The sequence below is a fragment of the Gemmatimonas sp. genome, from assembly GCF_027531815.1.
Classification (GTDB): Bacteria; Gemmatimonadota; Gemmatimonadetes; order Gemmatimonadales; family Gemmatimonadaceae; genus Gemmatimonas.
This window is the reverse complement of record NZ_JAPZSK010000016.1, coordinates 15266-41261: the sequence shown is the minus strand read 5'-3', so window position 1 is coordinate 41261 and position 25996 is coordinate 15266. Positions and strand designations below refer to the sequence as shown.

The following is a 25996-nucleotide window of genomic DNA, read 5'->3' as shown; positions in this document are numbered from 1 at the left end:
AGCCCTTCGGCCTTCTGCGGGCAGTGTGCAGCCGTCTTGTGGCGGGCGTGCACGCGATGCCAGCCCGCAGCGGGCCGCGCCCCCCGCCGCGCGTCTCTGAGGGGGTGACGCCGGCGCGCCGCGCGACAGCGCGGCGGTGCTCGGCCACCCCCAAAGCCACGCGCGAAGGGGTGGTGCGGAACCGCGGAGGGCGGGAGGACGCGAAACGCCCCCCCGACCCCATCGCCGTCTCAAGACGGCGCCCGCAACACCAGCGCGGCGTTGATGCCGCCGAAGCCGAAGGAGTTGCTCACCACCACGCGCGGCGACAGCGCGCGCCCGCTACCGGGCACGAAATCCAGGTCGCACGCCGCATCGGGCGTGCGCAGCCCCACGGTGGGCGGAATCCAGCCGCGCGCAATCGCCAGCGCGCAGATCGCCGCCTCGAACGCGCCGCTCGCCCCCAGGGCGTGGCCGTAGTACCCCTTGGTGCTCGAAATCGGAATCGTGTACGCGTGTGCGCCGAACACCCGCTTGATCGCCTCCGTCTCCGTGGGATCGTTGAGTGGCGTGCTGCTGCCGTGCGCGTTGATGTACTCCACGTCGTTGGGCGCCGCACTCGCATCGACGAGCGCCATCTGCACGCAGCGCGCCGCCTGTGCCCCACCCGGCAGCGGCGCCGTCATGTGATGGGCATCGTTGGTCGTGCCGTACCCACCCAGCTCGGCATAAATGCGCGCGCCGCGACGCGTGGCATGCTCCCACTCCTCCAGCAACAGCACCGCGGCCCCCTCGCCCATGACGAAGCCGTCGCGGTCGGCGTCGAAGGGGCGTGACGCCGCCGCCGGATCCTCGTTGCGGGTACTCATCGCGCGAATGAGCGCAAACGCGCCGAAGCAGAGTGTCGCCAGCGGCGCCTCGCTGCCACCCGCCAGCATCACGTCGGCACGGCCATCGCGGATCTGCCGGAACGCCTCGCCAATGGCCATGCTGCCGCTCGCGCAGCTCATGGCGTTCGTGGAGTTGGGACCGCTGATGCCGAACTCGATGGCCATGTTGCAGCTCGACGATCCCCCGAACACGGCCAGCGCCAGCGTGGCATCCACCGCCCGCAGCCCCGCCTCGGCAAAGCGGGCCGCCTGCTCCTCGGCATACCCCACGCCCCCCAGCGCCGTCCCCATCATCGCGCCCATGCGCTCCCGGTCCACGGTCTCCAGATCGAGCGCCCCATCGCCCAGCGCCAGCATCGCACTCACGACGGCAAACTGACTGTAGCGGTCGAGCCGCTTCACACGCTTGGCGTCGATCCACGTGGTGGGATCGAAGTCGTTCACCTGCGCCGCGCACTGCGAGCGGTAAATGCTGGCGTCGAAGCGGGTGAGGCGCTGCACCACCGACTGCTCGGCACGCAGCCCGCTCCAGAGCGCGTCCACCCCCGTGCCGATGGGGGTGACGCAGCCGATGCCCGTGATGGCGACACGTCGGCGCGACGGACCAACGCCCGAGGCGGGCACAGGAGAACGGTGGGGGTGGTTCATGAGGCGCGCTCCGCGACCTTCGCCAACCCCGCCAGGGTGCGCGACGCGATGCCGTGCACGAACACCGGGGCAATGACCTGCGTGGCCGCAAACGGGCCAATGAGTGGCCAGTTGGGGCCGTCCCACACGTGCACGATGCGCGCCAGTGTGCCGCCGTCCACCGGGGTGAAACTCCACTCCACGTCCATGCGCGTCGTGACGCCGCCAATGTGCCGGAAACGCACCCACGGCACCTCGCGATTCACCGCCATCTCGGAGAGCCACCAGGTGGGCCAGTTGAACGGGCCGAACGGCCGGTTGGCCGCCATCTCCACGATGCCGCCGCCGTCGCGTCGCGATTCGCGAAAGCGCACGTACCGGTAGTGCGGCAGATAGGCGGGCCAGTGCTCCACCGCCGCTGCCACCTCGAAGATGCGCTGGGCCGGCGCCCGCACCACCAGCTCGTCCACGGTGGTGACAAGACGCCCGGTGGGAGGCGGCCCCAGCACGAAGGGAGCGGCGGCGGAGTGCAGTGGAGACGTCATGATCATTGGGAGGAGAAGGAAGCCGTCACGGCATCATGGTGCATGATACTGCGGTGACCAGTGCGCCGTGACGCGAAAGCCGAGCCGGTGCCGAACCGTGGCGGGGCACCGGGTCGCGCGCTCGACCAGCGCCTGTAGCTCGTCACGGGTATACCCGCGCAATACCGACAGCACACCGTCGTGGCGACTCACCGGGTGAAAGCCCAGCGCGAACGACGAGACCCACAGTCCGGCCACGGCCAGCCAGCTGCGTCGCAGATCCCCCACGATCACCGCCACGCGCGCCACCCGCGTGCACTCCTGCAGCAGGTGCTCGGCCTCAGCGCCGTCGAAGTGGTGCAGCACCTGCGACATGGTCACGATGTCGATGCTGCCGGTGGCGAAGGGCAGCTGCATGGCGTCGGCGGCCAGCCCGTGTGTACAGCGCGCCGCCGCCGCGCCCGCCAGCAGCGGCGCCCGTTCGAGACCAATGGTGCGCAGCGCCACGCCCTGCGCGCGCGCCACCCGTTCGGCCGCCGCCGGGATATCGCCCAGCCCGGTGCCAATGTCGAGCAGCGTGAGCGGCGCATCGCCGGCGGGACGGGAGGCCAGCACGGTGCGCAGGGTGTTGACCACGGCGTCGCGGCCGCCGAAGAATCGGTTGGCCAGGGCAATGTCGCGCAGCGACCGCAACGAGAGCGCGGGGTCTGCGTTCGGGTCGTCGAGTATCTCCGACCCGCGGCGCCGCGCCGGGATGAACACGTGCGCCCCGGCTACCGCTCGAGCACGGCGTAGCCGCCGCGATAGTAGAGCAGCGGCTTCCCTTCGTAGGTCGCGCCCGCCACGACTTCCCCCACCACGATCATATGATCGCCCGCGGGATGCCGCGCCACGATGCGGCACTGCAGCGAGGCCAGCACCTCGTCGAGCACCGGGTCGCCCAGTTCGCCCGTGGTGTAGCCAACGCCCGCGAACCGATCGTCCACCTTGCCCGCGAAGCGACGCGAAATGGCCTCCTGGCCCGCGCTCAGCACATTCACCGCAAACGAGTGTGCCGCGTCGATGACGGGGGCCATGGTGGCATCGTTGCCGATACACACCAGCACCAGCGGCGGCGACAGGCTCAGCGACGAGAAGGCGCTCACCGTCATGCCATGCGGCGTCTTGTTGGCGTCGCAGGTCGTGATGACCGTAATGCCCGTGGCAAAACGGCCGAGGACGGCGCGGAACAGGTCGGAGTCGATCACACGAGATAGGAGAGAGGAAAGGGGGAGCGCGCGGCTCATCCGAGAAAGCGCAGCAAGGTGCGGGGAGTGAGGACGGCACTTGGCGGGACGAAATCGCCGGTCACGCCAATGAGCAGGTCGGCGAGATCACGATCGCGCGACAGCACGCGCGCCGCGTGGTTGAGCAGCGGTGGCATGCCCACCGCCAGTCCGATCAGCTGCTCCACGCGCCACTTGCCGCCGAAGGTCTGCTGCCGGGCACGCTCGTAGCCGCGTAGCGCACGCACGTGCACCTCGCGTGACGATGCGCGCACGGCCGACAGGGCGTACTCGGCGAGCAGTTCGCCACCGCGCAGCGCCGAGTAGATCCCTTCACCGGTGAACGGATCGTAGAAGTCGGCGGCATCGCCGGTGAGCATGGCCCCCGGGTGCCACGGACGGCGGGCACGCGACGCGAAGGGTCCGGTCGCGCGCACGGGGGTGACCCGCGTCGCGCCGGCAAAGCGCGACGCCAGCGTGGGGTGCGCCTCGAGCCAGCGCGTGAGATACGCTTCCGTGCCGTCGCGCATGTCGCCGGCGTGCCGGCGGGGCACGACGAGGGCCACATTGACCAGTCCGTCGCCCACGGCCGCCAGCCCGACGTATCCGCGGCGGGTCACGTGCATCTCGCCCAACGTGCCCACGCCGCTCACGTGGCGGTAATGTGCCACCAGCGCCACGCGGCGCGGCCAGCGCGACTGGTGGGCAAGGCCGAGGCGGCGCGACACCACGCTGCGCAGCCCGTCGGCGCCAATCACCAGCGCGGCGTGCACGGTGCGCTCCCCCTCCGGCGTGCGCAGGGTGGCGCCGGTGACGGTCCCGTCGGGGTGCTGCTGTAGCTGCTCCACCTTGGCCTGCTCGATGACCTGCACCCCGGCGGCGCGGGCGCGATCGAGCAGTACGGTATCGAGCACCTCGCGTCGGACCCCGAGTCCGCGATCGCGGAAGCCGCGGAAACCATGGCGCGCCACGAACTCGCCGTGAATGCGGTCGCCGGACGGGGCGTGCACGACCATCCCCGACAGTGGGGCGGCCTGCGCCTCGAGCATCTCGAGCGCCCCCATGGCGTGCAGAATGCGCGACCCCTCGGGGCTCACGTACTCCGCGCACGGCTTGGCGCGCGGGAAACGCGCCCGGTCCACCAGGCACACGTCGAGCCCTGCCTGGGCGCAATGCCAGGCAGCGGCACTCCCGGCGGGCCCGCCGCCGACGACAAGGACATGGACACGGGGCATGGAATTCACGAGAGCATAACTCCCAAATCGGCTGGTTGGTTCGCCCGGGGAACACCACGGGCCGGTCAGCGCCCCAGCAGCAGCGCAGCAAGGGCACCCGCCAGCGTGCACAGCAGGTTCACCCGGTCGTTGTCGAGCCAGGGTATCCCGCGCCACGGCTGCGTTGGCGTTCCGCACCGGTGCACGATCTGCTCCGTTTCGCGTGCGCAGCTGGCGCACCAGCGCCGAACCTGCCAGAACGCGCCCACCACGGTGTCGGCCACGGCCCCGGCGATGCCGGCCGTCGCGACCAGGAGCACCGTTGATGACGGGATGAGCCCGGTACCCGCAGCGGCGGTCGCCAGGGCCCACGCCCCCAGTACCATCCCGGCAGAACCGGCAAGGCTGACGGCTCCTGAGGTGCCGACGGGCACCGGCCCCAGCGTGCGCAGCGACCAGGGGCGTCCGCGCCACAGCGTCCCGATTTCGGTGGCCAGGGTGTCGGCCCCGGCGGCCACGAGCGCCGCGGCGCCCATAAGGGCGGCGGTGTCACCGGCGTGGGCCGCCAGCAGGCTCGTGAGGGCACAGGCGGCGAACACCCCGCCGTTGGCCAGCACCTGCGCCGCGTCGCGCTGCCCGCCCTTGGCAACCACATCGGCCGTGGCCCGCTCCTTGGTGCGCTTCCCCAGACGCGAGGCCAGCGATGCCGTGATGAACCAGAGCACGAGGAACAGCCCCCAGCTTCGCCCGGCCGTCATGGCCACCCCGCCAACCACCGTGGCCGTGAGCGCGCCGCCGCGCGTGAGGGCCCCGGTGCGCCACGCGATGGTGGCGATGACGGCGGCCGCTCCGAACCCCAGCAGTACGTCGGACCGCAACGCCGACGGCAGCACGCAGGGTCAGCCGGCCAGCAGGCGGGTCATGCGCACCCGGAACTCCGGCGAAACGCGCTCCTCCGCGTTGGCCGCGGCGCCCGCGGCGTACTCATGCAGCCGCCGTCGCAGCGCACGGACCTGCTGCTCGAGACGAGCGCAGCGCGCACAGTGCCGCAGGTGCGCGGAAATGATTTCGCGCAATGCGGAACCGGGCACATCCGTATCGAGCTCGCCATCCACGTAGTCGTGGAGGTGCAGTCGACTGATGAAGCAGTCAGCGGCCAGGGGGAGTGAACCGGCTGGGGGAGGTTCGAGGGCGGGAACTACGGTCGTGCGGTCCCGTACGGCGGCCCCGGCCATACGGTCGGAGCGGGGAAGCACGGGAAAGTGCAGCGCATTCATGCTAGGCCAACGCTGACGACCTGCCAATTGGTTCGCAAGCGCGACCATGAATTGCGCGGCACGCCCCCCAGACACGCCATCTGGCGACCGGGTCCGCTTGTTTGCCATACCGGGAACACGTTAGCATGGACGACTATGCAGCGTACGTCACTCGCCAACGATGGCCGGAGCTACCGGGCCACCCCGCTCGCGTCGGACACCGTCCTGCCGCTCAGCGGTGGGTCCCTCGACGCGCGCCTGCCGCTGGCGCTGCTGGAGGCGGTCAAGGCCATCGATACGCCGGCGGCGGAGCTGGATGCCGACTTCGTGCACGAGCTGCGCAACAAGCGACTGGGGCTCAGCGACACCGTCCTCCAGCAGATCCGCCGGTACGGCGATGCCGTGCGAGCGCGTCAGCGTATCACCTACGACGAGATCCTCGCTCTGGCCCGCCTCATTGGACGGCGTCCCGACGCCGATCTGGCCTTCCGGGAGGCAGGACGCCGCTGGGCGAAGGCCATCGTGGACACCGTGGGCGGTGCACGACGCGGGGCGGCCCGCTCGCTGCCGGCGCTCCTGGCTCGCCCCATCGCCCTGGGGGCACTGCGCCGGCTTGCCCGCCGCCACATGGACGGTACCTTGGTGCGGCAGGGCAGTACGCTTCTGCTCGATGTGCCGGCCCCCGTGTCCGCCGATGCGGCCCCCAAGGGCGCCGGATGCGGGCTGTACGAGGCGGCGTTCCGCGAATCCCTGCTGCTCCTCGCCGACGCCGATGGTGCCGTGGAGCATGTCATGTGTCGCACCCGTGGCGACAGCAGCTGCCAGTGGCGCGCCGAGTGGCGTCGTCGCTGACCCCCACCTCGTCCGATTCTCCCCATGCTTAGCCCTGAGTTGCTGCCGCGCCTGCAGCAGCTGCTGACCGACGCGGACCTCGACGGCTGGCTGCTGTACGACTTCCGCGGCACCAACGCCATCGCCGCGGGGTTGCTGGGCTTCGGCGGCCTGTGTTCACGCCGCGTGTTCGCGTTCATTCCGCGGACCGGACTCCCCGTTGGCATTCAGCACGCCATCGAACCGGGGCCGTGGAAGCAGTGGCCCACGGGCTGGCCGCTGCGCGTGTACAGCGGCTGGCGCGCCCTCGAGAGTGAGCTGGCCACGTTGGTGCAGGGCAAGCGCGTCGCCATGGAATACTCGCCGGGTGATGCCATTCCCTACCTCGACCGCATCCCCGCCGGCGTGCTCGAAATGGTGCGCGCGAGTGGAGCCACGGTGGTGAGCAGCGCGGAGCTGGTGTCGCAGGTCTACGCCACCTGGACGCCGGCGCAGCTGGCGTCGCACCAGCGGGCGGCCGAGCACATTGCCCGCATCGCGCGCGACACGATTGCCCATGCGGGCGCGTGTGTGGCGGCGGGCACCCCGGCGGCCGAACACGAGCTGCAGCAGCGCATCCTCGATGCCTTCGGGCGGGCCGGGCTCCTCACCGACCACGGCCCCGATGTTGCGGCTTCCGAGAATGCGGCCAATCCCCACTACGTCCCCTCGGCGTCCCGGCCGCGCCTCGTGCAGCAGGGTGACGTGCTGCTCGTCGATCTCTGGGCAAAGGAGCCCAACGGCATCTATGCCGACCAGACGTGGATGGCGTCGCTCGGCACGCCGGCCACGCGGGTGGTCGAGGTGTGGGAAGCGGTGCGCGATGCGCGCGATGCGGCGCTCACCCTGCTGCGGGACCGCATTGCCGCGGGGGAGGTCGTGCGTGGCGGTGAGGCCGACGATGCGGCGCGCGCGGTGATCACGGCGCGCGGCTTCGGCAAGGATTTCTGGCACCGTACCGGCCACAGCATCGATGCACGCGAGCTGCATGGCAGCGGCCCGCAGATCGACAACCTCGAGTCGCGCGACGATCGCATACTCATTCCCGGCGTTGGCTTCTCCATCGAACCGGGCGTCTACCTCACGGGCGAGTTCGGCGTGCGCAGCGAGGTCAACGCCTACGTGGGCGACGACGCGCTGCTCGTCACGCCGGGCGAGATTCAGCAGGAGCTCTGGGTCGTTTGACCCGTTTGCGGCGTCCTGCGTCCCGCCTCCTGCCCCCGGCTGCCCGTCGGGCGAAGACGCGGGCAGGTCGCAGGGCGCAGGAGACAGGACGCAGGCGCCGGTCGATCACCGGGTCGATCACCGGGCTGTTCCTGCTGCTGGCGATCGGCTGCGCGGAGCAACCCGAGGCGCGCACGCGCATCGCGGAGGTCGAGGCCACCATCGGTACGGGGCCGAATGCGGCGAGCGGGCCCAGTGACGTGCCCCGAGGCGGGTCGCTCGCCCGCGCCGCGGGGGGGCCGGCCGGGACCGACTATCGCGTGCAGGCCGCTCCCACGCCCGGTGTGGTGCTCGGCACGATCAGCGGCGGCTCGCCCAAGGACACGAGCATTACCCCCACGCACGATCTCGCCGTGTGCCGCCCCTTCAGCGAAACGCTCGTGCTGAGCCGCGAGGGGGGGGTGGGCGATGCGGTGGTGTGGCTGAGCGGCGTTGACAGCGGCCCGCGCGACGACGCCCCGCGGCGCGTGCGCCTCACGCTCGACGGCTGCCGGCTGTCGCCGCGGGTGCAGCGCATAGCCGCCGGCAGCACGGTGCTCGTGAACAGCCGCGACGCCATGATGTCCCGTCTGCAGTTCACCGCCAACGGCGAGGCCGCGCCACGCGCCACGCTGCTGCTCTCCGATGCCGGGCAGGTGGTGCCCACCGCACAGGCCAGTGCGGCCCCCGGCCTTGTGCGCGTGAGCGACGATATGCATCCGTGGGTGCGCGCCTGGCTCGTGGTGGCGCCGCATCCGTTCGTGGCCGTGACCGCGGCCGACGGCAATTTTCGCTTCGACGGCGTGCCGCCAGGCCGCTACACGCTGCATGTGTGGCACGAGCGTCTCGGGACGCGCGACGCGCGCGTGCGCGTGGACGGCGGCGTGCAAACGCGCCTGCAGCTCGCGTACTAGATCAGCCCCCGATCGCGTAGAGACGGGCGTACACGCCGTCTTCGCGTTCCAGCAGTTCGGCGTGCGTGCCGATCTCCACGATCTGGCCGGCGTCGAGCACCACCACCTTGTCGGCGCGCCGCACGGTGCTGAGGCGGTGCGCAATGATGAGCGTCGTGCGCCCTTCCAGCAGCTCCTCGAGCGCCTGCTCCACGTAGCGTTCGCTCTCCGTGTCGAGGCTCGACGTGGCCTCGTCGAGAATGACCACCGCGGGGTTCTTGAGGAAGACCCGCGCAATGGCGATGCGCTGGCGCTGGCCACCGGAGAGCTTGACGCCACGTTCCCCCACCAGCGTGTCCATGCCGTCCGGAAGGCGCGTGATGAACTCCCACGCGTGTGCCGCGCGCGCCGCGCGCAGAATGTCGGCGTCGCTGGCGCGCGGATTGGCGTAGGCGATATTCTCGCGAATGGTGCCGCTGAAGAGCACGGGCTCCTGCGGCACGATGCCAATGGCGGCGCGCAGCGTGTCGAGCGTGAGGTCGCGAATGTCGATGCCGTCGAGCGTGATGCTGCCGCCGCTCGCATCCCAGAAGCGCGGCAGCAGACTGGCAATGGTGGTCTTGCCGGCGCCGCTGCGCCCCACCAGCGCCACGATCTCTCCCGGCGCCATGGTCAGGGTGATGCCCCGCACCACGTCGGGCTGGTTGGGCTGATAGCGGAACGACACGTCGTGGAAGCACACGTCTCCGCGCAGCGGAGCCGGCAGCGAAAGCGGAATTTCGGGGTCGCGCACGCTGGGCCGGGTATCGAGCAGCTCCCACACGCGCGTGGCGGCGCCCACCGCTTCCTGAAAGTTGCCGAAGAGCGTGGCGAGTGAGCCCACCGCTGCCGCCACGAACAGGGCATAGAACAGGAACGCCACCAGGGTGCCGGCGGTGAGCTTGCCGGCGAGCACCTGCGTGCCCCCCTGCCAGAGCACGGCCGCCACCGCGCCGAAGGCCACGAAGCCCACCACGCTGAAGAACAGCGCCCGCGTACGGGCGCGCGTCACCGCCACGCCCACGAGCTCCTTGAGGGCCGCCCCAAAGCGCCGCGTCTCCTCGGCCTCGCGGTTGAAGCTCTGCACGGTGCGGATGGCGCCGAACGATTCGTCGGCCATGCCCATGGCCTCGGCGATGCGATCCTGCACGCTGGTGCTCGCCGCGCGCAGCGAACGGCCGAAGAAGATGGCAGCGCCCACCACGACCGGCACCACGGCGAGGGTCGTGAGCGTGAGGCGGAAGTTCGTGACGAACATCATGAGCGCGCCGCCCAGCAGAAAGAGCACCTGGCGGGAGAGCTCGGAGACCCACGTGCCCAGCAGCGACTGCAGCAGACCGAGGTCGCTGCTGAGGCGGCTGGTGAGCTCGCCGGTGCGCCGCTCGGTAAAGAAGGCGGGGGAGAGCCGAATGAGATGCGCGAAGGTGCGCGCGCGCAGCGCCGCCACGATGCGTTCGGTGGAGGAGCTGAGCAGGTAGACCTGCACGAAATTGGCGCCGGCCTGCACCGCGAACACCGCGAGCAGCATGATGGCGATGCGATCGAGCGCCGGGCGATCGCGCTGCTCGAAGGCCGCATCGAGCAGGAAGCGCATGACCGCCGGGAAGACCAGCCCCGCGCCGGCGGCAATGACGAGAAACACGAAGGCAATGGCCAATCGGCCGCGATACGGGCGAACGAGCGGCAGCAGCCTGCCGAGGGGCTGCAGGGAAAGAGAGGCCTTGGGCACGCCACAAGATTGCGGACGGAGAGACGGCTGTCTACCGCCGGGGCGGGCGAACTACGCGAGGGGGACAACGCGCGATCGACGACGCGTTGGCGAACACGCGTTGGCGACGACGCATTCGCACGGACGCGTTGGCACCAACGCGGAGAGGCGCAGGCGGGCACGCCGGCAACCACGACGGGCACCAACGCGGGCAACGACGAGGGGCAACGACGAGGGCGACCTGGCCTTCGGCCTCGGTCGCCCTGCGTTGGTGCCTGCGTTGGTGCCTGCGTTGGTGTCCGCGTCGGTGTCCGCGTCGGTGTCTGCGTCCCCGCCAACGCGTTGACGCCAACGCGTCCTTTCCAACGCGTCCCCGCCAACGCGTCCTCGATCGCGCGTTGTCCCCCCCGCGTCGTTAAACCCGCTACCGGGCGAGCGCCCGGTCTATCCCCATCGCCACGAACAGCAGCGCGAGATACAGCAGCGAGTACTTGTACACCCACCACGCCGGCCCCGTCCACGGCTGCCCCTGCTGCGCGGCCCAGAGCACCTTGAGCACCCCCCACATGAGCAGGCCGCCCAGCACGAGAGCGCTTGCGAGGTAGAGCAGGCCGAAGGCCCCGTACAGCACCGGCAGCACCGTGAGCGCCAGCAGAATCACGGTGTACCACACCATCTGGTGCATCGTCTCGCGCTCGCCCCACACCAGCGGCGCCATGGGCACCTTGGCGCGGCCGTAGTCCACCTGCTTGAGCAGCGCCAGCGCCCAGAAGTGCGGCGGGGTCCAGTAGAACACGATGAGGAACAGGCACAGCGCCGTCACGTCGAGCGTGCCCGTGACCGCCGCCCATCCCACCAGGGGCGGGAAGGCCCCGGCGGCGCCGCCAATCACGATGTTCTGTGGGCTCGTGCGCTTGAGGATGCGCGTGTAGATGAACACGTAGAAGTAGAAGCCCGCCAGCGCGAGCCCCGCCGTGAGCACATTCACGAAGTGCGCCAGCATCCACGTGGCCAGCGTGGCGCAGAACACGCCGAACGCCAGCACCTGCGTGGGGGACATGCGGCCGCTCGGGATGGGGCGCAGCCGCGTGCGCGCCATGACGTCGTCGATGTCGCGGTCGATGTACATGTTCACCGCGTTCGCGCCCCCGGCCATGAGATACCCGCCCACCATCACCAGCAGCACCGTCCAGAGGCTCGGGCTGCCGGCGGCGTACATGGGCGCGGCGGTCGTGACCAGCAACAGCGAGATGATGCGGGGCTTGGTCAGCGCGACGAGGTCGCGCGACAGCGGGGTGTCGGCCACAGGGCTCGGAGGAGCCCCGACTGGCGGGTTCCCGTTCACAGGGGCGATGCCGGTTGCCATATCACGCGGAGTGCATGGCGCGCCAGGCGCCATAGAAGAGAGCCACAAGGCCGGCGATCGGCAGGAGGACCTGCACGATCTCCGCCCACCGTCGCGGAACGGGCACGTCGCTGTTGGCCGGGGCGGTGGGCAGCGTGCGGAACACGGCGCGCATGATGAACCACTGCGCCACGCTGCAGGCAATCACCGCCGTCCAGAACAGGACGGTCCCGAGGGTGGTCGGGAGCCAGGAGTCGATCGGGGAGTTCATGACCCCTGAAAACTAGACGGTGGACCGAGGTGGTGAACCCCCGTCCCGTGCACTACCATAGCGCCCATGGCCAAGCCCCCGTCGTCCGTTCCCGCCGCTGCCGCCGCCCCCGCCTCGGCAGCCCCCGCCACGGAGCTCCCCCGCTCCCTCGGCCTCTGGAGTGCCATCGCCGTGCTGGTTGGTACCACGATCGGCTCCGGGATCTTCCGGTCGCCGGCTGGCATCGCCGACAAGCTGCCCGGCCCACTGCCGCTCATGGCCGTCTGGGCCGTGGGCGGCCTCTTTGCCCTCTGCGGCGCCCTTACGCTGGCCGAGCTGGCGGGGGCCATGCCGCGCACGGGCGGCTATTTCATCTACATCCGGGAAGCGTGGGGGCGGCTCCCCGCCTTCCTGTACGGATGGGCCGAATTCACCCTCATTCGCGCCGCGGCGCTGGGGGGGATCTCCCTCACCTTCGGCCAGTACGCCCTGCGCGCCGTGGGCATCGACCCCAGTGTGGCGCCGTACGACGACTACGCGCACTACCTCGCCGCCGCCGCGCTGGTGCTCATGGCCACTATTAATGTGGTGGGACTCCGCTGGGGGTCGCTCGTGCAGAACGTCACCACGATTGCCAAGTACGGCGGGCTCGTGATCATCGTGCTGCTGGCCTTCGCCCTGGGCCTCCCCAAAACGGGGGGCAATTTCACCCCCGCCGCCCCCCCGGGCAGCTTCTCGGTCTCGGCCTTCGGGCTGGCGCTGGTGAGTGTGCTCTGGGCCTTCGACGGCTGGGGCGACCTGGCCAAGGTGTCGGGTGAGGTGAAGGACCCCGAGCGCACCCTCCCCAAGGCCATCGTGCTGGGCACGCTGGCGATCATCGCCATCTACCTGCTCGCCAACATCGCCTACCTCAGCGTGCTCAACGTGGAGGAAATGCGCCGGGCGCCACTCGTGGCCGCCGACGTGGCGCTGCGCCTCATCGGCCCCGTGGGCGTGACGCTCGTGTCGCTCACCGTGCTGCTGTCGACCTTCGGGAGCGTGAACGGCTCGCTGCTCACCGGGCCGCGCATCTTCTTTGCCATGGCCGACGACGGGCTCTTCTTCAAGCAGGTCGCAAAGGTGCACCCCACCTTCAAGACCCCGTACGTGGCGATCATCATGACCGGGACCCTCGGCGTGGCGTTCGTGCTGCTGCGCAGCTTCGAGCAGCTGGCCGACATCTTCGTCACCGCGAGCCTCGTGTTCTACATCATGAGCATCGGGGCGGTGTTCAAGCTCCGTCGGCGCCCCGACTGGAACCCGCCGGTGCGCACGCCGCTGTATCCGTTCGTGCCGGCGCTCTTCTGCCTGGCGGTGCTCTTCCTGCTGGGCAATGCCCTCATGGACCCCGCGCAGCGGGTCCCCACGCTTGGCGTATTCGGCGTGATTCTGCTGGGGGTACCGGTGTATTACGCCACGGTGGGGCGGAAATAGGCGCGGGCGCGCTGAAGAGGAGCGGGCGCGCCGGGGGCGCGCCCCTGGATGACAGGGCAGGGAGCAGGCAGCAGGGGGCAAGGAAGCGGGACGCAGGTCGTCACCTGCCCCCTGCAACCTGCTTCCTGCCCCCTGCTTCCTCCCTTGTAAACAAAAGGGGAGCCGGCATTGCCGGCTCCCCCGTCCTCATCCCACAGGGATCAGTTGAAGATGTACCGCAGCCCCAACTGCATCCGCCACACGTCACCCGTGCTGGCCGTGCGCTCGAAGCTGCGCGACAGCAGCTCCGAGGCCGACTGGGTGGCCATGCGGTAGAGCGCGCGACCCTGCGCATCGGCACCGCGCGCGACGAGCGGGCGGTTGTTGACGGCGCGGAGGCCCTGACCCCAGTTGTCGTTCAGCAGGTTGCCGAAGTTCAGGATGTCGAAGCGCACCTGCAGTGAGTTCTTCTTGCCACCGAAGTTGGCGAAGATGTCCTGTGTGATGCTCACGTCGGCGAAGTACACCATTGGCAGGAACACGGCACCGCGCTGGGCGAACTTGCCGCGGTTCTCGCGCAGGTACGCGTCCTGATTGATGAACCGCTCCCACGCGTCCTGCTGCTCCTGCACCGTGAAGGTACGGCCGCCGGTGCCGGTGGTCGTGAAGGCCTCGAAATTCATCTCCGAGCGGTCACGCGGGATGTAGATGAGGTCGTTGCCCGTGCCGCCGTCGCCGTTCAGGTCGCCGTTGAAGGTGTAGCTGGTGTTGCCGGCGTTGCGCCCTTCGAAGAAGAACGACACGCCCGTCTTGCCGAAGCCGAAGTACTGCTTCTCGTACGTGCCCGTGAGGAAGAAGCGGTGGCCGGCGGCCGTACCCGAAATGCCCACGCCCGGATTGTTCGGGTCACCCGGGTGCGGGTTGCCGTTCCAGGAGCCAAACGCAATGGAGCCCGGGTCCACCGTGTTGCGCGACATGCCGTAGCTGTACGCGGCCTTGGCGAAGAAGCCGTTGCGGAACCCGCGCTCGAGCGCGAACGCGGCGTTCCACGCCTCGCCCACGTTCTGATTCTTGAGCACGATCGCGCTGGTCACATTGCAGTTGATGCGCACCTGCAGGCCGGCGGCCGGGCAGGTATCGCTGTAGCGCGGACGGCTGTCCGGGCCCACGAAGCGCTGTGTGGTGGCCGGCAGGTTGGCATCGATGTAGTAAATGCCGTTCACGTCCTTGCTGTACAGGAACTCAGCCGTGGCCGTGAGCCCCCAGAACAGGCGCCGATCGACGGCCAGATTGGAGCGCCAGATCTGCGGGAAGCGGAACGTTGGATCGGTGAGCGCCAGCTCGTACGACGCGGCCGGGGCACCGGTGATGGCGCTGGCGGGCGGCTTGTACGCATCCGGGTTCGGGTTGAACGGCCGGTTGCGCGTGTTGTCCACCGACTCGAAGCCGGTGAGCACACCGTTGTTGCCGATCTGGTTCGAGATCCACACGTAGGCCGGACGGCCCGTGAACACACCCGTACCACCGCGGATCTGGGTCTTCTGGTCGTTGTTCACGTCCCAGTTGAAGCCGAAGCGCGGGCTCCAGAGCAGGTTGGCGTCGGGGAGCTGCTCGGTGCGGTACTGCACGTTGGCGCCGGTCTCGTCACGGAACGTCAGGCCATTGGCCTGCGGGTTCGTGAAGCCGGTGTTGCCAAAGCGCGGTACGTCAACGCGGAGGCCGAAGGTGAGGCGCAGGTTCTCCCGGGCGCGCCATTCATCCTGCGCGTACAGGCCGCCGTAGAGCACTTCGAGCGGCTGGACCGGCTTGACCTGCCCCGGTTGGTTGGCCCAACGCACCTGGAAGCGCCGCGCCGTCACCGGCGAAGTCGTACGGTTGGGGTTGGCGAGGAAGTCGTTCGCGTCGGTGAAGAAGTCCTGCAGCGAGTTGTAGACGTACGAGCTCTGCGACCCCGGGAAGAACACGTTCTCCGATTCGTAGCGCTCGAGCGTAGCGCCGAAGGTGAAGTCGTGCTTGTCGCGCGAGATCGTCAGGTTGTTCTGCAGCTGGAAGCTCTTGTAGCGCAGCTCGTTGTTCGGCGTGAACGGCTCGAAGCCGAACGACGTGTACGTGGCGCCCTGCTCGAGAATGTCGACGAACGGGAACACCGTGCCGCGTGACTTGCGACTCTCGTCCTGCGAGGTGTAGCCGATGATGAAGTTGTTCGAGATGCGGTCGCCGATCAGCGAGTTCCACTCACCCACCACCGACCGGATGTTCTCCTGGATCTGGTAGTTGGAGTTCTGGAAGGAGAGGAACTGATTGTTGTTCGAGCGGCCGAAGCCGAGCGAGCCCGACGTGGAGAGCCCGACATCGGTGTTGGAGTTCAGCATGGTGTAGCGCAGGCTGAACTTGTTCTTGTCGTTCAGGTTGTAATCGAGGCGCGTCAGCAGGCGCGTGCCCGGCGTCTCGAAGTCGTAGCCAGCGTAGGGGCCGGTTTCGTAGTTGAAGCGATCGCGCAGGAACGTGCTGAGGCGGTCGAGATCCGACCCGAGCACGCGCGTCATGTTGCCCGTGATCGGGGCGCCGCCGGGGTTGGCGGTGCGCAGGATCCCCGGGCGGGTCTCCTTTTCGTCTTCGAAGCTCGTGAAGAAGAAGAGCTTGTTCTTGATGAGCGGGCCGCCAATGCGCGCGCCGATTTGCTGGTAGTTGAACGTGCCGGGGTTGAACGTGTTCGCGCCCGCCTGACGCCCAACGAAGTCCTCGTTCCGGATGAACGTATAGACCGAGCCGCTGAACTCGTTGGTCCCCGAGCGCGTCACCGTGTTCACGCCGGCGCCGGTGAAGTTGCCCTGACGCACGTCGTAGGGGGCGATGTTCACCTGAATCTGCTCGATGGCGTCGAGCGAGATGGGTGCGACACCCGTGCGATCACCGGGCTGGCCGCCGAGGCCGAACGAGTTGTTGAAGTACGACCCGTCGACCGTGATGTTGTTGAGGCGGTTGTCCTGGCCGGCGAAGCTCGACCCGCTCGCCTGCGGCGTGAGGCGCGTAAAATCGCCGATGCGGCGCGAGATCGTGGGAAGGGCCTCGATCGTCTGTCGGCCAACCGACGTGGCGGCGCCCGTACGCGTGGTACTCAGCGCATTCGGGTCGGCCTGCGTGGTGATCGCCTGCAGCTGCACCGCCGCCGTGCTGAGGCGGAAGCGCACATCGGTGGTGATACCGAGGCTCAGGCCGGGGATCTCCCGCGTTTCCTTGCGGTAGCCAAGGGCGGAGGCCGTGATCTGGTACGGGCCGCCGATACGCATACCGATGATGCTGAAGCCGCCGTCGGCGCGGCTTCCGGTGCTGTAGCGCGTGCCCGAGGGCTGGTGCACGGCGTCGATGCGGACGTTTTCAATGGGCTTGCCCGCAGAGTCGGTCACCGTGCCGCGAATGGCGGACGTGGTGACCTGCGCCTCGACGGGGCGAGCGGATGCGAGGGCGAACAACGCCACGGCACCCGCAATCCAGCTGCGACCAGCACGCCGGATCAGGTGAAACATGAAATGCTCCTGAGATCGTGAGGGGATGGGGCCGGTGGTCCGGGGAGACACCCCGCTTGTACGGAACGCACACCAGCCCACGGAATGTAACGAAACCGGTCCGGGGCCGAGGCGCAGGGTGACGGGACCAGAGGGCCGTTACGGAGCTGTTGCCATTCCAGACTGTGGAGTCTCGCGTGAGAACCTTCCGCACCGGAAAGCCGTTCGCCACGGAGGCCGAGCGCGGTTCGTTTCGGCGCACCTGTGACCCCTCTGCCGTGCCGACTGTTGCCGGGGTGTTCCCGCCCGGCCGAACATCCGGTTCTTCTCGACTCCTCCCACATGACCATGCGACACTTCCGCCAGCTTGCGATCGTTCTCTGGGCGTTCGTAGGTGCTGCCGTGGTGCCGGTGAGCAACGCTTCCGCTCAGGGCCCCACCACCGGTGCCATTTCGGGCATTGTGACCGACTCATCGGGCACCGGCCTCGAAGGCGCCACCATCACCGCCGTCAATCAGGCGACCGGCTTCCGCCAGGCCACCCAGACGCGACGGGGGGGCGCCTACACACTGCAGGCACTCGAAACGGGCACCTACAACGTCTCGGCCCGCCTGATCGGCTACCGCCCCGAATCGCGCAACGATCTGGTCGTGCGCGTCACGCAGAATGTCCGCGCGAATTTCCAGCTCTCGCGCCAGGCGGTCCAGCTCAATGAGCTCGTCACCACCGCCAGCCGCGGCGTCGCCGACTTCAACCCGTCGCGTCAGGGCGCCCAGTCGCGCGTCTCCGACTCGCTGGTGCGTCGCCTGCCCAACCTGACGCGCAACATCACCGACCTCATCCAGACGTCGCCCTACGTCGCCACCAATCCGAGCAGCGGTGGCGTGTCGAGCTTCGCGGGGCAGAACGCGCGCTACAACAACATTCAGGTGGACGGCCTCACGGCGGTCGACCGCTTCGGCCTCAACTCCGATCAGCAGCTCGGGGCCCAGGCCAACGGCCGCGGCATCACGCTCGAAGCCATCAAGGAGTTCCAGATCCTGCTGTCGCCGTTCGACGTGCGCCAGGGCAACTTCACCGGTGGCCTCACCAACATCATCACCAAGAACGGGACGAACGACTGGCAGGGGAGCCTCTCGCTCCAGTACCGCGACCAGCAGATGTCGGCGAATGATCCGCTCACCCGCAACACCAGCTTCCAGCGTCGCATGTACGCCGGCTCGCTCGGTGGCCCGATCGTGAAGGATCGCCTGCACTTCTTCGTGGCGGCCGACGTGAACAGCGAACAGGCGCCCGCTGCCGGTCCGTTCTTCGGCCAGGCGGCAAACTCGCCCGTGCCGGTGCCGGTCTCGCAATCGTCGATCGATCGCTTCAACAGCGGCGTGCAGCGCATCTTCGGCTTCAATGGTGGCGCGGGAACCGCGGTCGCCAACGAAACGCCGCTCTACAACGTGCTGGCGCGTCTCGACCTCAAGATCAACGACCAGCACCGCCTGGTAATCCGCAACAACTACAACAACAACAAGACGCAGGACTTCGGTCGTTCGAACGCCACGGCCAACCCGTTCTTCGATCTGACCAGCTGGGCGTTCCAGCGCAACGATGTCAGCAACTCGACCGGCCTGCAGCTGTTCAGCAATTTCACGAACGGCATTTCGAACGAGTTGCAGATCGGCTACAACACGCAGGATTTCGAGCGCATCCTCCCGGCAGTCGCGCCGGCCGTGATCGTCGAGAACGTGCCGAACCCGAACGGTGGGGTGTCGCGCCTGCGGGCGGGCGCCGAAAACTCGTCGCAGGGCAACTCGCTGTTCCAGGACATCCTCGAGATCCGCAACGACCTGACGGTGCCGGTTGGGCGTCACACGCTCACCTTTGGCGCGCGTGGTGAGCTCTACAAGGCGCAGAACACCTTCACGCAGAACTCGTTCGGCGTATGGACCTTCGCCAATCTCGACTCGCTCGACCGCGGCGTAGCCCGCCGTTTCGAAGTCGGTGCTCCGGTGCCGCAGGGCGGCGATCCGATCGCCCGCTTCACCGCCGCCACGTACTCGCTGTATGCGCAGGATCTCTGGAATGTCACCGATCGCCTGAGCATCACGGCCGGCTTCCGCGCCGACTGGGTCGACTTCCAGGACCAGCCGTTCGCGCTTCCCCGTCTGCAGGGCGACTTCGGCCGCAGCGGCGCGCTCCCGTCCATGCGCCTGCACGCGTCGCCGCGCATTGGCTTCAACTGGGACGTGACGGGCGATCAGAAGAACCAGGTGCGCGGTGGTGTGGGTGTCTTCATGGGCCCGCCGCCGTTCGTGTTCATGTCCAACACGTTCACGAACACCGGCAACAACTTCTCGCAGCTGGTGTGCGACCCGATCACCAACCGTGGCACCACGGTCCCGTCGCCGACGGGGAACTACGTGACCACCACGCCGCCGCCCCGTTGCCCGTCGGGCCAGGAAATTGCCGCGTTCAACCCGAACGGCACCGTTGGCACGGTCAATACGGTATCGGATGACATCCGCTTCCCGCAGGTCGCCCGCGCGACGCTCGGGTACGATCGCGACCTCGGCAACGACTGGGTAGCCACGATCGAAGGTACGTACACGTACGGCGTGAACGACTTCTTCTACACCAACCTGAACCAGGCGACGCCGACGACCACCGATCGCAATGGTCGCACGATGTACGGCACGATCGCCGCGACGGGCACGTCGGCGGGTGTCGCCTCGCGCGCCGCTGGTCGCATCGCCACGTACGTGGGTCAGGAAAACGGCGTGTTCGATGCACGCAACGTGAGCGGCGCCTGGTCGGCCCTGCTCATGACCCAGCTGCGCAAGCGCTTCAACAACGGCTGGGAAATCAACGGCTCGTACACGTACCAGCAGGCGCGCTCGGTGATCGACGCGACGTCGTCGGTGGCCCGCTCGAACTTCATCAACGGCCGCGTGCTGTCGGGCAACTCGCTCGACACGCAGCTTGGCGTCAGCGCCTTCCAGATGCCGCATCGCTTCGTGCTTACCGGCACGTACACGGCGCCGTGGAAGACCGCACCGACGGACATCGCGTTCAATTACACGCTGCAGTCCGGCACGCCGGTGGTGTGGACCGCCACGGGCAATGGCGGTCGCGGTGACCTGAACGCCGACGGCTACATCGGCAACGATCCGATCTACGTGCCGCGCACCGCCACGGATGCGGGCGAGATGCTCTTCCAGAACGCCTCGTTCTTCGTGCCGTCGGTCGGCGCCAGCCGCCCGTTCACGGCCGCCGAGCAGGCGGCGGCGTTCGAGCGCTTCGTGAGCGGGCAGGCGTGCCTGCGTAACGCGCGGGGGCAGATTCTCGAGCGCAACAGCTGCGCCAACCCGTGGTGGTCGACGCTCGACCTGAGCATTCGTCAGGGGCTGCCCGCCGTGGCGGGGCAGCGCGTGCAGCTGCAGTTCGAGGTGTTCAACCTCCCCAACCTGCTGAATTCCGGATGGGGCAAGATCCGCACGCGTGGCGCGTTCCCGTCGCAGTCGGTGCTCAACGTGGTGGGGGCGCAGAACGATGCGCAGGGCCGTCCGCAGATGGTCTACACCTTCGATCCGCGCGACGCCGACGAGACGTTCCGCGTGACGAACTCGGTGGCGAATTTCTACCGCATTCAGGCGGGCATTCGCTTCGCGTTCTGAGTAAAGCGGCGGTGTAGGGGAAGGCGGGGGCTCGTCCTGGCGGACGGGCCCCCGCTTTGTTCAAAAGGGAGGGGGCAGGGGGCGGGAAGCAGGTGGCAGAGCGCAGGGGGGACCATGTAGAAGCGACGAGGAAACGGCTTACGGCGTGGCAATGAGTCAAGGAGCGATGAAATGGTGACACCATGGCGGTGCAGCCCGCACATCGTGCGGCATGCAGAATCCCGCCAACCTTCAGGTGTACCATAGGGCGCTCGATCTTGCTGCCCGTGTACACGAGCACGCAGAGCAGATACCGTCTGGAAAGGCCCCCGGTCTGGCCTCGCAGATGGCACGCGCAGCCTCCTCCATCGCCGCCAACATTGCGGAAGGTGTGGGCCACCCGAGCCAAGGGCGATGCCCCTTCCACCTCAGTGTGGCAATCGCAAGCGCGTTCGAAGTCGAAACCCACCTCCGTCTTGCCGCCCGTGTCGTACGAGGATTCGGCGACATCAACGCCACACTGGATGAACTCCAGCAGGTCCGCCGCATGCTCTACGCCCTGCGGGAGTACAAGCGCAGGCAGCTACTCGAGCGGAAAAACAAAAGGAGGCCGTGAGGCCTCCTTCCATTGCCGTTCCCGTCACCTGCTCCCCGCCCCCTGCTCCCTGCTCCCTCCCTTTTCAACCCAAAGGGCGCGCCACCTGGCGCGCCCAATCCCTCAAAAGATCTTGAGGTTGATGTACTTCCGCGGATTCTTCCGCACATCGATCGCCAGCGAATCCAGCCGCGCCAGCAGCGTGTCCATCCGCGCGTACACCGCCGGGTCGTTCATCAGCTTCCCGGCGGTCCCAGGGCCGTTGTTCACCTTCTGCACCAGCGACTGGACCTGCGTGTTCGTCTCCCGGAAATCGCGCGACAGCTGTTCGAAGCTCGCGCTCGTCGCCCGCAGATTCACCAGCGTCGAATCCACCTTGGCCGAATCCACCGACGACAGCGTTTTCCGCAGCTGCGACTGGGTCAGCGTGAGCTGACGCGACTGCTCGGCCGCCACGGCGCTCAGCTGCGCCACCAGCTTCGTCAGGTCGGCCACCGTCCGGCGCACCTCCCGCACGCCCCCGCTGTCCACGAACTGCCGCCGCGCCTCGTCACTCAGCGCCCGCACGTTCAGCGCAATGGAATCGCCCTTCTCCAGCAGCTGCCCCACGCCCGGCGAGCCCGCGCCGGTGGGAATCGTATCCCCCACCGCCATTTTTCCGTCCACCCCCTTCACCGGCGTCAGCGCGATCAGCATATCGCCGAAAATGCCGTTCGCTTCCACCGAGGCCGTCGTGCCGCTCGGGATGCGATACTGATCCTGCACCTGCAGCGTCACGTCGAGCGTACCGTCGGGGATGAGCTCCACCTTCTCCACGAAGCCCACCTGCACGCCGGCGAGCAGCACCGGCTGCCCCTGCTTGAGCCCCGCGCCCCACGGGAAGCGGGCGTGCATCGTGTAGCCCTTGGCGAGGCCGCCGCGGGCAATCCAGATCGTACCGCCCAGAGCCAGAGCAAGGGCCACCATCAGCAGCAGCCCCACCAGCACTTCGTCGCGTCGCTTGGTAGTCATAGAAAGAAGGAAAGCAGGCTCACGCCTGGATGAACGGAGCCAGAACGGCCGCGACAATGGCGTCGAGCACGAGAATGGACACGGACGCAATCACGACCGCCGTGGCCGTGGAGCGACCAACCCCCTCGGCACCGGCTTCCGTGACATAGCCCTGGTACGAACAGACGAAGGCAATGGCCCCCCCGAAGCAGAACGCCTTGATGAGCGAGTAGATCACCTGAAAGGAGGTGAACGCCAGACGGAGGCCACTGAGGAAGTCGTCGGTGCGCACGTCGGTGGCGATGACGAGCGTGGCCCACGCACTGAATATGGCGGTCGCGTTGGCCAGCACGGTGAGCGCGGGGAGCATCACCAGCGCCGCCAGCAGCCGCGGCAGGGCCAGAAAGCCCACCGGGTCAAAGCTGAGCGTTTCCAGCGCGTCGATCTGTTCGGTGACGCGCATCGTGCCGATTTCGGCCGTCATGCGGGCCCCCACGCGCCCCGTGAGCACGAGCGCCGTGAGCAGCGGCCCCAGTTCGAGCACGATGGACTGTCGCACGATGAGCCCCACCACCGACATCTGGACGCCGGGGAAGAGCTGGTAGCGCGTCTGGAACGCGGTCACCCCACCAAGGAAGGCGGCCACGATGACGGCCAGCGGCACCGAATCCACGCCAATGTTGCGCATCTGGCGGATCGTTTCCGGCAGCCACGTCCCCGGGTCGCGCAGGCCGCGGACGATGTCGCGGGCAAAGTAGGCACGCTTGCCGAACGCGCGCAGCAGTCCCGCCACTCGGCGCTGTGCCAAACCCACCGTGTAGGCAATCGGCATCAGCGGCAGGCGGGACGGAGTGAAGGGAGCATCGTGGGGTCAGGTACGGACACGGGCCATCAGGATGATGGCGAAGCTACCCACGAGGAGGTTCGGAATCCACGCCGCCATGTCCGGGGACACGAGCCCCTTGCCGCCAATGGCCTTGGTCAGCTGGATGAGCACGAGGAAAAAGACCGTCGTCGCCAGGCTGACCGCAATGCCATATGCCGCCCCGCCGCGCTGCGAACTGGTGGCCAGCGGGGCCCCGAACAGCGCAATGATGAGGCAGGTCACCGGAATGGCGATCTTGAGCATCCGCTCCACCTTGAGCGTGTTTACGTCCGCCCCCGACCGTTCGAGCGCCTTGATGAACCGGGTGAGCTCGGCGAAGCGCATTTCGGCCGGGTCCCGCTCGGTGGCGCGCAGCTCCTGCGGTGTTTCCTTGAGTCGCCGGTCCACCAGCGAATCGAAGCTGAATGCCAGGTCGGCCGTCTCGTTGGGGATCACGTGCAGCACCCCCGACTGCAGCGTCCACCCGCGCTTCGCCGTCCAGTGGCCACGCTTGGCGGAAATGAGGAGCCCCGGCCGCTTCGGTCCGCCGCGCTCCTCGATTTCCACGTCGTTCAGCGACTTTTCCTTCACGCTGAGCGTATAGACGCGGTACACCCGCCCCTCATCGCTCGCGAAGGCGAAGTTGTACCGGTCGTCCATGGCGTTCGAGCTCGTGCCGGCCAGCAGCTTGAGCCGTTCGGCATTGGCCGGCGGTGCCACTTCGCTGAACACCAGGTCGAGCCCCATGGCGAAGGTCGCCATGACCAGGATGGGGGCAATGAAGCGGTAGAAGCTGATCCCCGACGCCTTGGCCGCGGTGATCTCCGAGTAGCGCGTGAACGTCCCGATGGAGAACACGGTGGCAAAGAGCACCGCCGCCGGCATGATCATGAACAGCGTATCGGGGATCCAGTACAGGTAGCTCAGCCCCAGCGCCTTGGCGGTGAGCCCCTTCTCCTGGTACTTGCGCAGGTTGTCGACCAGGTCGATCACGAAGACCAGCACCGGGAACCCCATGATCGTCACGCCGAAGATGCGCGTGAACTCCCAGGCGATGTACTTGTCGAGCGGCGTGATGAGCCGTTTGCTCATGCCGGCACCGCCGGCGCCTTGCGCTCACGGGCCAGCTGCTTGCGCGCGCGCCGATCGGCCAGCCAGTCGCGCAGCCCGCCGCCTCGCGACGTATCGGTGGTGTTCTCCACGCGCCAGAGCAACGCGATGCCCACCAGCGAGAAGATCACGTTGGCAATCCACATGGCGATGAACGCCGGCAGCCGCCCCTTGTCGGCGAGCGCCTCGCCACCCATGAGACAGATGTAGTACAACCCGAACACCACGATGCTCACGCCAATGGTGGCGCCCACACCGCCGCGCGGGAAGCGCAGCGCAATGGGCGGGCCGAAGAGCACGAACACGAGACAGGCGAAGGAGAGCGCGAATTTCTTGTGGATCTCCACGGCCAACCCGTCCACCACCTCGCGCTGCGCCAGCAGCTGCTGCTGCGCGGCGCGCATCGCCGTGGCGTACACGCTCACCGTATCGGCGCCCGCCATGGTGGCGGGCGGCGCCGCGGTTGCAGCGGCCCGGGCGACCGAGTCGGCGCGGGCGACCGAGTCGGCGCGAGCGGCGGAATCGGCGCGCACGGAATCGGCGCGCGTCGCCGAGTCGGCTGCCATGGCCGCTGCCGACCGCTCCAGCCCGGGCTGTGCCACGACGGCCCCCGGGGCCGGGGTGGGAGTCGGCGTGGGAGTCGGCGTGGGCACGGGGGCCGGCGGCACCGGCGGCTGCTGCACCGGCGGCTGCGCCGACTGGGCCTTGGCTTTCTTGGGGAGCAGCATGGTGGAGAAGCCGCCCAGCAGCGTCTCGCAATAGAAGGTCGACAGCACCTCCTTGGGCGGCCGGTCACGGCTCACCGAGAGCGTCTTGCTCCCCTTGCTGGCCGCGCGACTGGCCTGATCGATGTATTCGTTGCGCAGCCGTGTGAACTCGCGCGCGTTGTCCATGTACGTGCGGTGCATCTGGCACACCGTCTGTTCGCGGTCGCCCCGGTAGTTGTCCTCCGCGGTGGCCTCGAACTGCCGGATGATCCCGCGCAGCTGCACCGTCTGCGTGCGGAAGAAGCTGCGCTGCAGCTTGCGGGGGTCGGCGCGCACGAACTCCTGCGCGTGGCCGTCCATCAGCTGCAGCTGCAGATCCTCCCCTTTCGCGTCCAGCAGGAACACTCCGCTGTCGGCGTAAATGGTCTGGCGCTCCGGCCCCTTCCGCAGGTCGTAGATGGTCACGTCGTACATGCGGTTCGTCCGTGCATCGACGCGGGCCACCCGCATGAAGAACTGGTCGGTGATGGGGTTCATCACCTGTTCCTTGAGCGCCAGGGTGGGCTTGGTTTTGGCGATGTCGTTGTTCAGGATGCGCAGCGCATGATTGGTGCGCGGCAACAGCTGGTCGTTGAACCAGACCATGAACAGCGACAGCAACAGGGCGCACACCAGCACCGGGGCCATGAGCGACCGCACCCGCACGCCGCTCGCCTTGAAGGCGGTGATCTCATGCTCGGCCGCCATGCGCCCGAAGGCGTAGAGCGTGGCCACCAGCACCGCCATGGGCAGCGTCATGGCAATCGTGAACGGCAACGACAGCACGAAGAACTTGCCGATGGCGGACCAGGGCAGCCCCTTGCCGGCGAGGTTCGCCAGCTGCCGCGCCACGTACTGCAGCATGAGCAGCGACGTCAGGGCCGACAGCGCGAACACGAGCGGGCCGGCATGCTCGCGGATGACATAGCGGGTAAGGAGCTTCACGACGTAAATTCCCCGGTGACCACCCGCTTTATCAAGGGCGCGGCGCCGCTTATTCGCGGGCGACGCGCCTCTTGTT

General features: G+C 68.3%; 21 protein-coding genes. 6 read left to right on the top strand and 15 right to left on the bottom strand.

Features of this window, described 5'->3' with window-relative positions:
- Positions 1–230 precede the first annotated feature (230 nt).
- From fabF to O9271_RS16855, 7 genes are all read right to left on the bottom strand, one after another.
- Positions 231–1517, bottom strand: a complete 1287-nt coding sequence (gene fabF / locus O9271_RS16885; protein WP_298272309.1) for a beta-ketoacyl-ACP synthase II — start codon at positions 1515–1517, stop codon at positions 231–233.
- On the bottom strand, positions 1514–2041 hold the full coding sequence (locus O9271_RS16880; protein WP_298272306.1) for an SRPBCC family protein: 528 nt from the start codon (positions 2039–2041) through the stop codon (positions 1514–1516). Before O9271_RS16880 ends, fabF begins: the two co-directional genes overlap by 4 nt.
- Positions 2042–2074: 33 nt before the next feature.
- Positions 2075–2782, bottom strand: a complete 708-nt coding sequence (locus O9271_RS16875) for a methyltransferase domain-containing protein (protein ID WP_298272304.1) — start codon at positions 2780–2782, stop codon at positions 2075–2077.
- Positions 2783–2793: 11 nt separating this feature from the next.
- Positions 2794–3267: a flavin reductase family protein gene (locus O9271_RS16870; protein ID WP_298272300.1), complete on the bottom strand. Its 474-nt coding sequence runs from the start codon at positions 3265–3267 to the stop codon at positions 2794–2796.
- Positions 3268–3302: 35 nt separating this feature from the next.
- A complete protein-coding gene (locus tag O9271_RS16865; RefSeq protein WP_298272298.1) occupies positions 3303–4520 on the bottom strand; it encodes an NAD(P)/FAD-dependent oxidoreductase in 1218 nt (405 codons plus the stop codon).
- Positions 4521–4585: 65 nt separating this feature from the next.
- Positions 4586–5392 (bottom strand): DUF92 domain-containing protein, encoded by an 807-nt coding sequence (locus O9271_RS16860; RefSeq protein WP_298272296.1) that lies wholly within the window; start codon positions 5390–5392, stop codon positions 4586–4588.
- A 6-nt stretch (positions 5393–5398) separates the two neighbouring features.
- On the bottom strand, positions 5399–5776 hold the full coding sequence (locus O9271_RS16855) for a hypothetical protein (RefSeq protein WP_298272293.1): 378 nt from the start codon (positions 5774–5776) through the stop codon (positions 5399–5401).
- A 135-nt stretch (positions 5777–5911) separates the two neighbouring features.
- On the opposite strand from O9271_RS16855, the gene O9271_RS16850 reads away from it, so the two are divergent.
- The 3 genes from O9271_RS16850 to O9271_RS16840 are packed head-to-tail and all read left to right on the top strand — an operon-like array spanning position 5912 to position 8742.
- Positions 5912–6607, top strand: a complete 696-nt coding sequence (locus O9271_RS16850) for a hypothetical protein (protein ID WP_298272290.1) — start codon at positions 5912–5914, stop codon at positions 6605–6607.
- Between the two features lie 24 nt (positions 6608–6631).
- Positions 6632–7810 (top strand): M24 family metallopeptidase, encoded by a 1179-nt coding sequence (locus O9271_RS16845; RefSeq protein ID WP_298272287.1) that lies wholly within the window; start codon positions 6632–6634, stop codon positions 7808–7810.
- 5 nt (positions 7811–7815) lie between these two features.
- Complete coding sequence (locus tag O9271_RS16840) at positions 7816–8742, top strand: carboxypeptidase-like regulatory domain-containing protein (protein WP_298272284.1); 927 nt, start codon at positions 7816–7818, stop codon at positions 8740–8742.
- A gap of 1 nt (position 8743) precedes the next feature.
- On the opposite strand, the gene O9271_RS16835 is transcribed toward O9271_RS16840, so the two are convergent.
- The 3 genes from O9271_RS16835 to O9271_RS16825 all read right to left on the bottom strand — a co-directional run bounded on the left by O9271_RS16835 (position 8744) and on the right by O9271_RS16825 (position 12084).
- Positions 8744–10489: an ABC transporter transmembrane domain-containing protein gene (locus O9271_RS16835; protein ID WP_298272282.1), complete on the bottom strand. Its 1746-nt coding sequence runs from the start codon at positions 10487–10489 to the stop codon at positions 8744–8746.
- A 403-nt stretch (positions 10490–10892) separates the two neighbouring features.
- On the bottom strand, positions 10893–11774 hold the full coding sequence (locus O9271_RS16830) for a heme o synthase (protein ID WP_298272280.1): 882 nt from the start codon (positions 11772–11774) through the stop codon (positions 10893–10895).
- A 61-nt stretch (positions 11775–11835) separates the two neighbouring features.
- Positions 11836–12084, bottom strand: coding sequence for a hypothetical protein (locus O9271_RS16825; RefSeq protein ID WP_298272277.1), 249 nt, complete (start codon positions 12082–12084; stop codon positions 11836–11838).
- Positions 12085–12150: 66 nt separating this feature from the next.
- On the opposite strand from O9271_RS16825, the gene O9271_RS16820 reads away from it, so the two are divergent.
- Complete coding sequence (locus O9271_RS16820) at positions 12151–13536, top strand: amino acid permease (protein ID WP_298272274.1); 1386 nt, start codon at positions 12151–12153, stop codon at positions 13534–13536.
- Between the two features lie 200 nt (positions 13537–13736).
- Here the strand turns inward: O9271_RS16820 and O9271_RS16815 are convergent, their stop codons facing one another.
- Positions 13737–17042, bottom strand: coding sequence for a carboxypeptidase regulatory-like domain-containing protein (locus O9271_RS16815; protein WP_298272271.1), 3306 nt, complete (start codon positions 17040–17042; stop codon positions 13737–13739).
- Positions 17043–17363: 321 nt separating this feature from the next.
- On the opposite strand from O9271_RS16815, the gene O9271_RS16810 reads away from it, so the two are divergent.
- Positions 17364–20690 carry a TonB-dependent receptor gene (locus O9271_RS16810; RefSeq protein WP_298272269.1) on the top strand — a complete coding sequence of 1109 codons (3327 nt, stop codon included), beginning with the start codon at positions 17364–17366 and terminating at the stop codon, positions 20688–20690.
- A 211-nt stretch (positions 20691–20901) separates the two neighbouring features.
- A complete protein-coding gene (locus O9271_RS16805) occupies positions 20902–21285 on the top strand; it encodes a four helix bundle protein (protein ID WP_298272268.1) in 384 nt (127 codons plus the stop codon).
- A gap of 102 nt (positions 21286–21387) precedes the next feature.
- Here O9271_RS16805 and O9271_RS16800 read toward each other — a convergent pair whose 3' ends face one another.
- The 4 genes from O9271_RS16800 to O9271_RS16785 are packed head-to-tail and all read right to left on the bottom strand — an operon-like array spanning position 21388 to position 25920.
- Entirely contained in the window at positions 21388–22275 is an 888-nt protein-coding gene (locus tag O9271_RS16800; RefSeq protein ID WP_298272265.1) for an MlaD family protein, read from the bottom strand.
- Between the two features lie 19 nt (positions 22276–22294).
- Positions 22295–23086, bottom strand: coding sequence for an ABC transporter permease (locus O9271_RS16795; RefSeq protein WP_298272263.1), 792 nt, complete (start codon positions 23084–23086; stop codon positions 22295–22297).
- A gap of 39 nt (positions 23087–23125) precedes the next feature.
- Positions 23126–24211, bottom strand: a complete 1086-nt coding sequence (locus O9271_RS16790; protein ID WP_298272261.1) for an LptF/LptG family permease — start codon at positions 24209–24211, stop codon at positions 23126–23128.
- On the bottom strand, positions 24208–25920 hold the full coding sequence (locus tag O9271_RS16785) for an LptF/LptG family permease (protein WP_298272258.1): 1713 nt from the start codon (positions 25918–25920) through the stop codon (positions 24208–24210). Before O9271_RS16785 ends, O9271_RS16790 begins: the two co-directional genes overlap by 4 nt.
- Between the last annotated feature and the right edge of the window lie 76 nt (positions 25921–25996).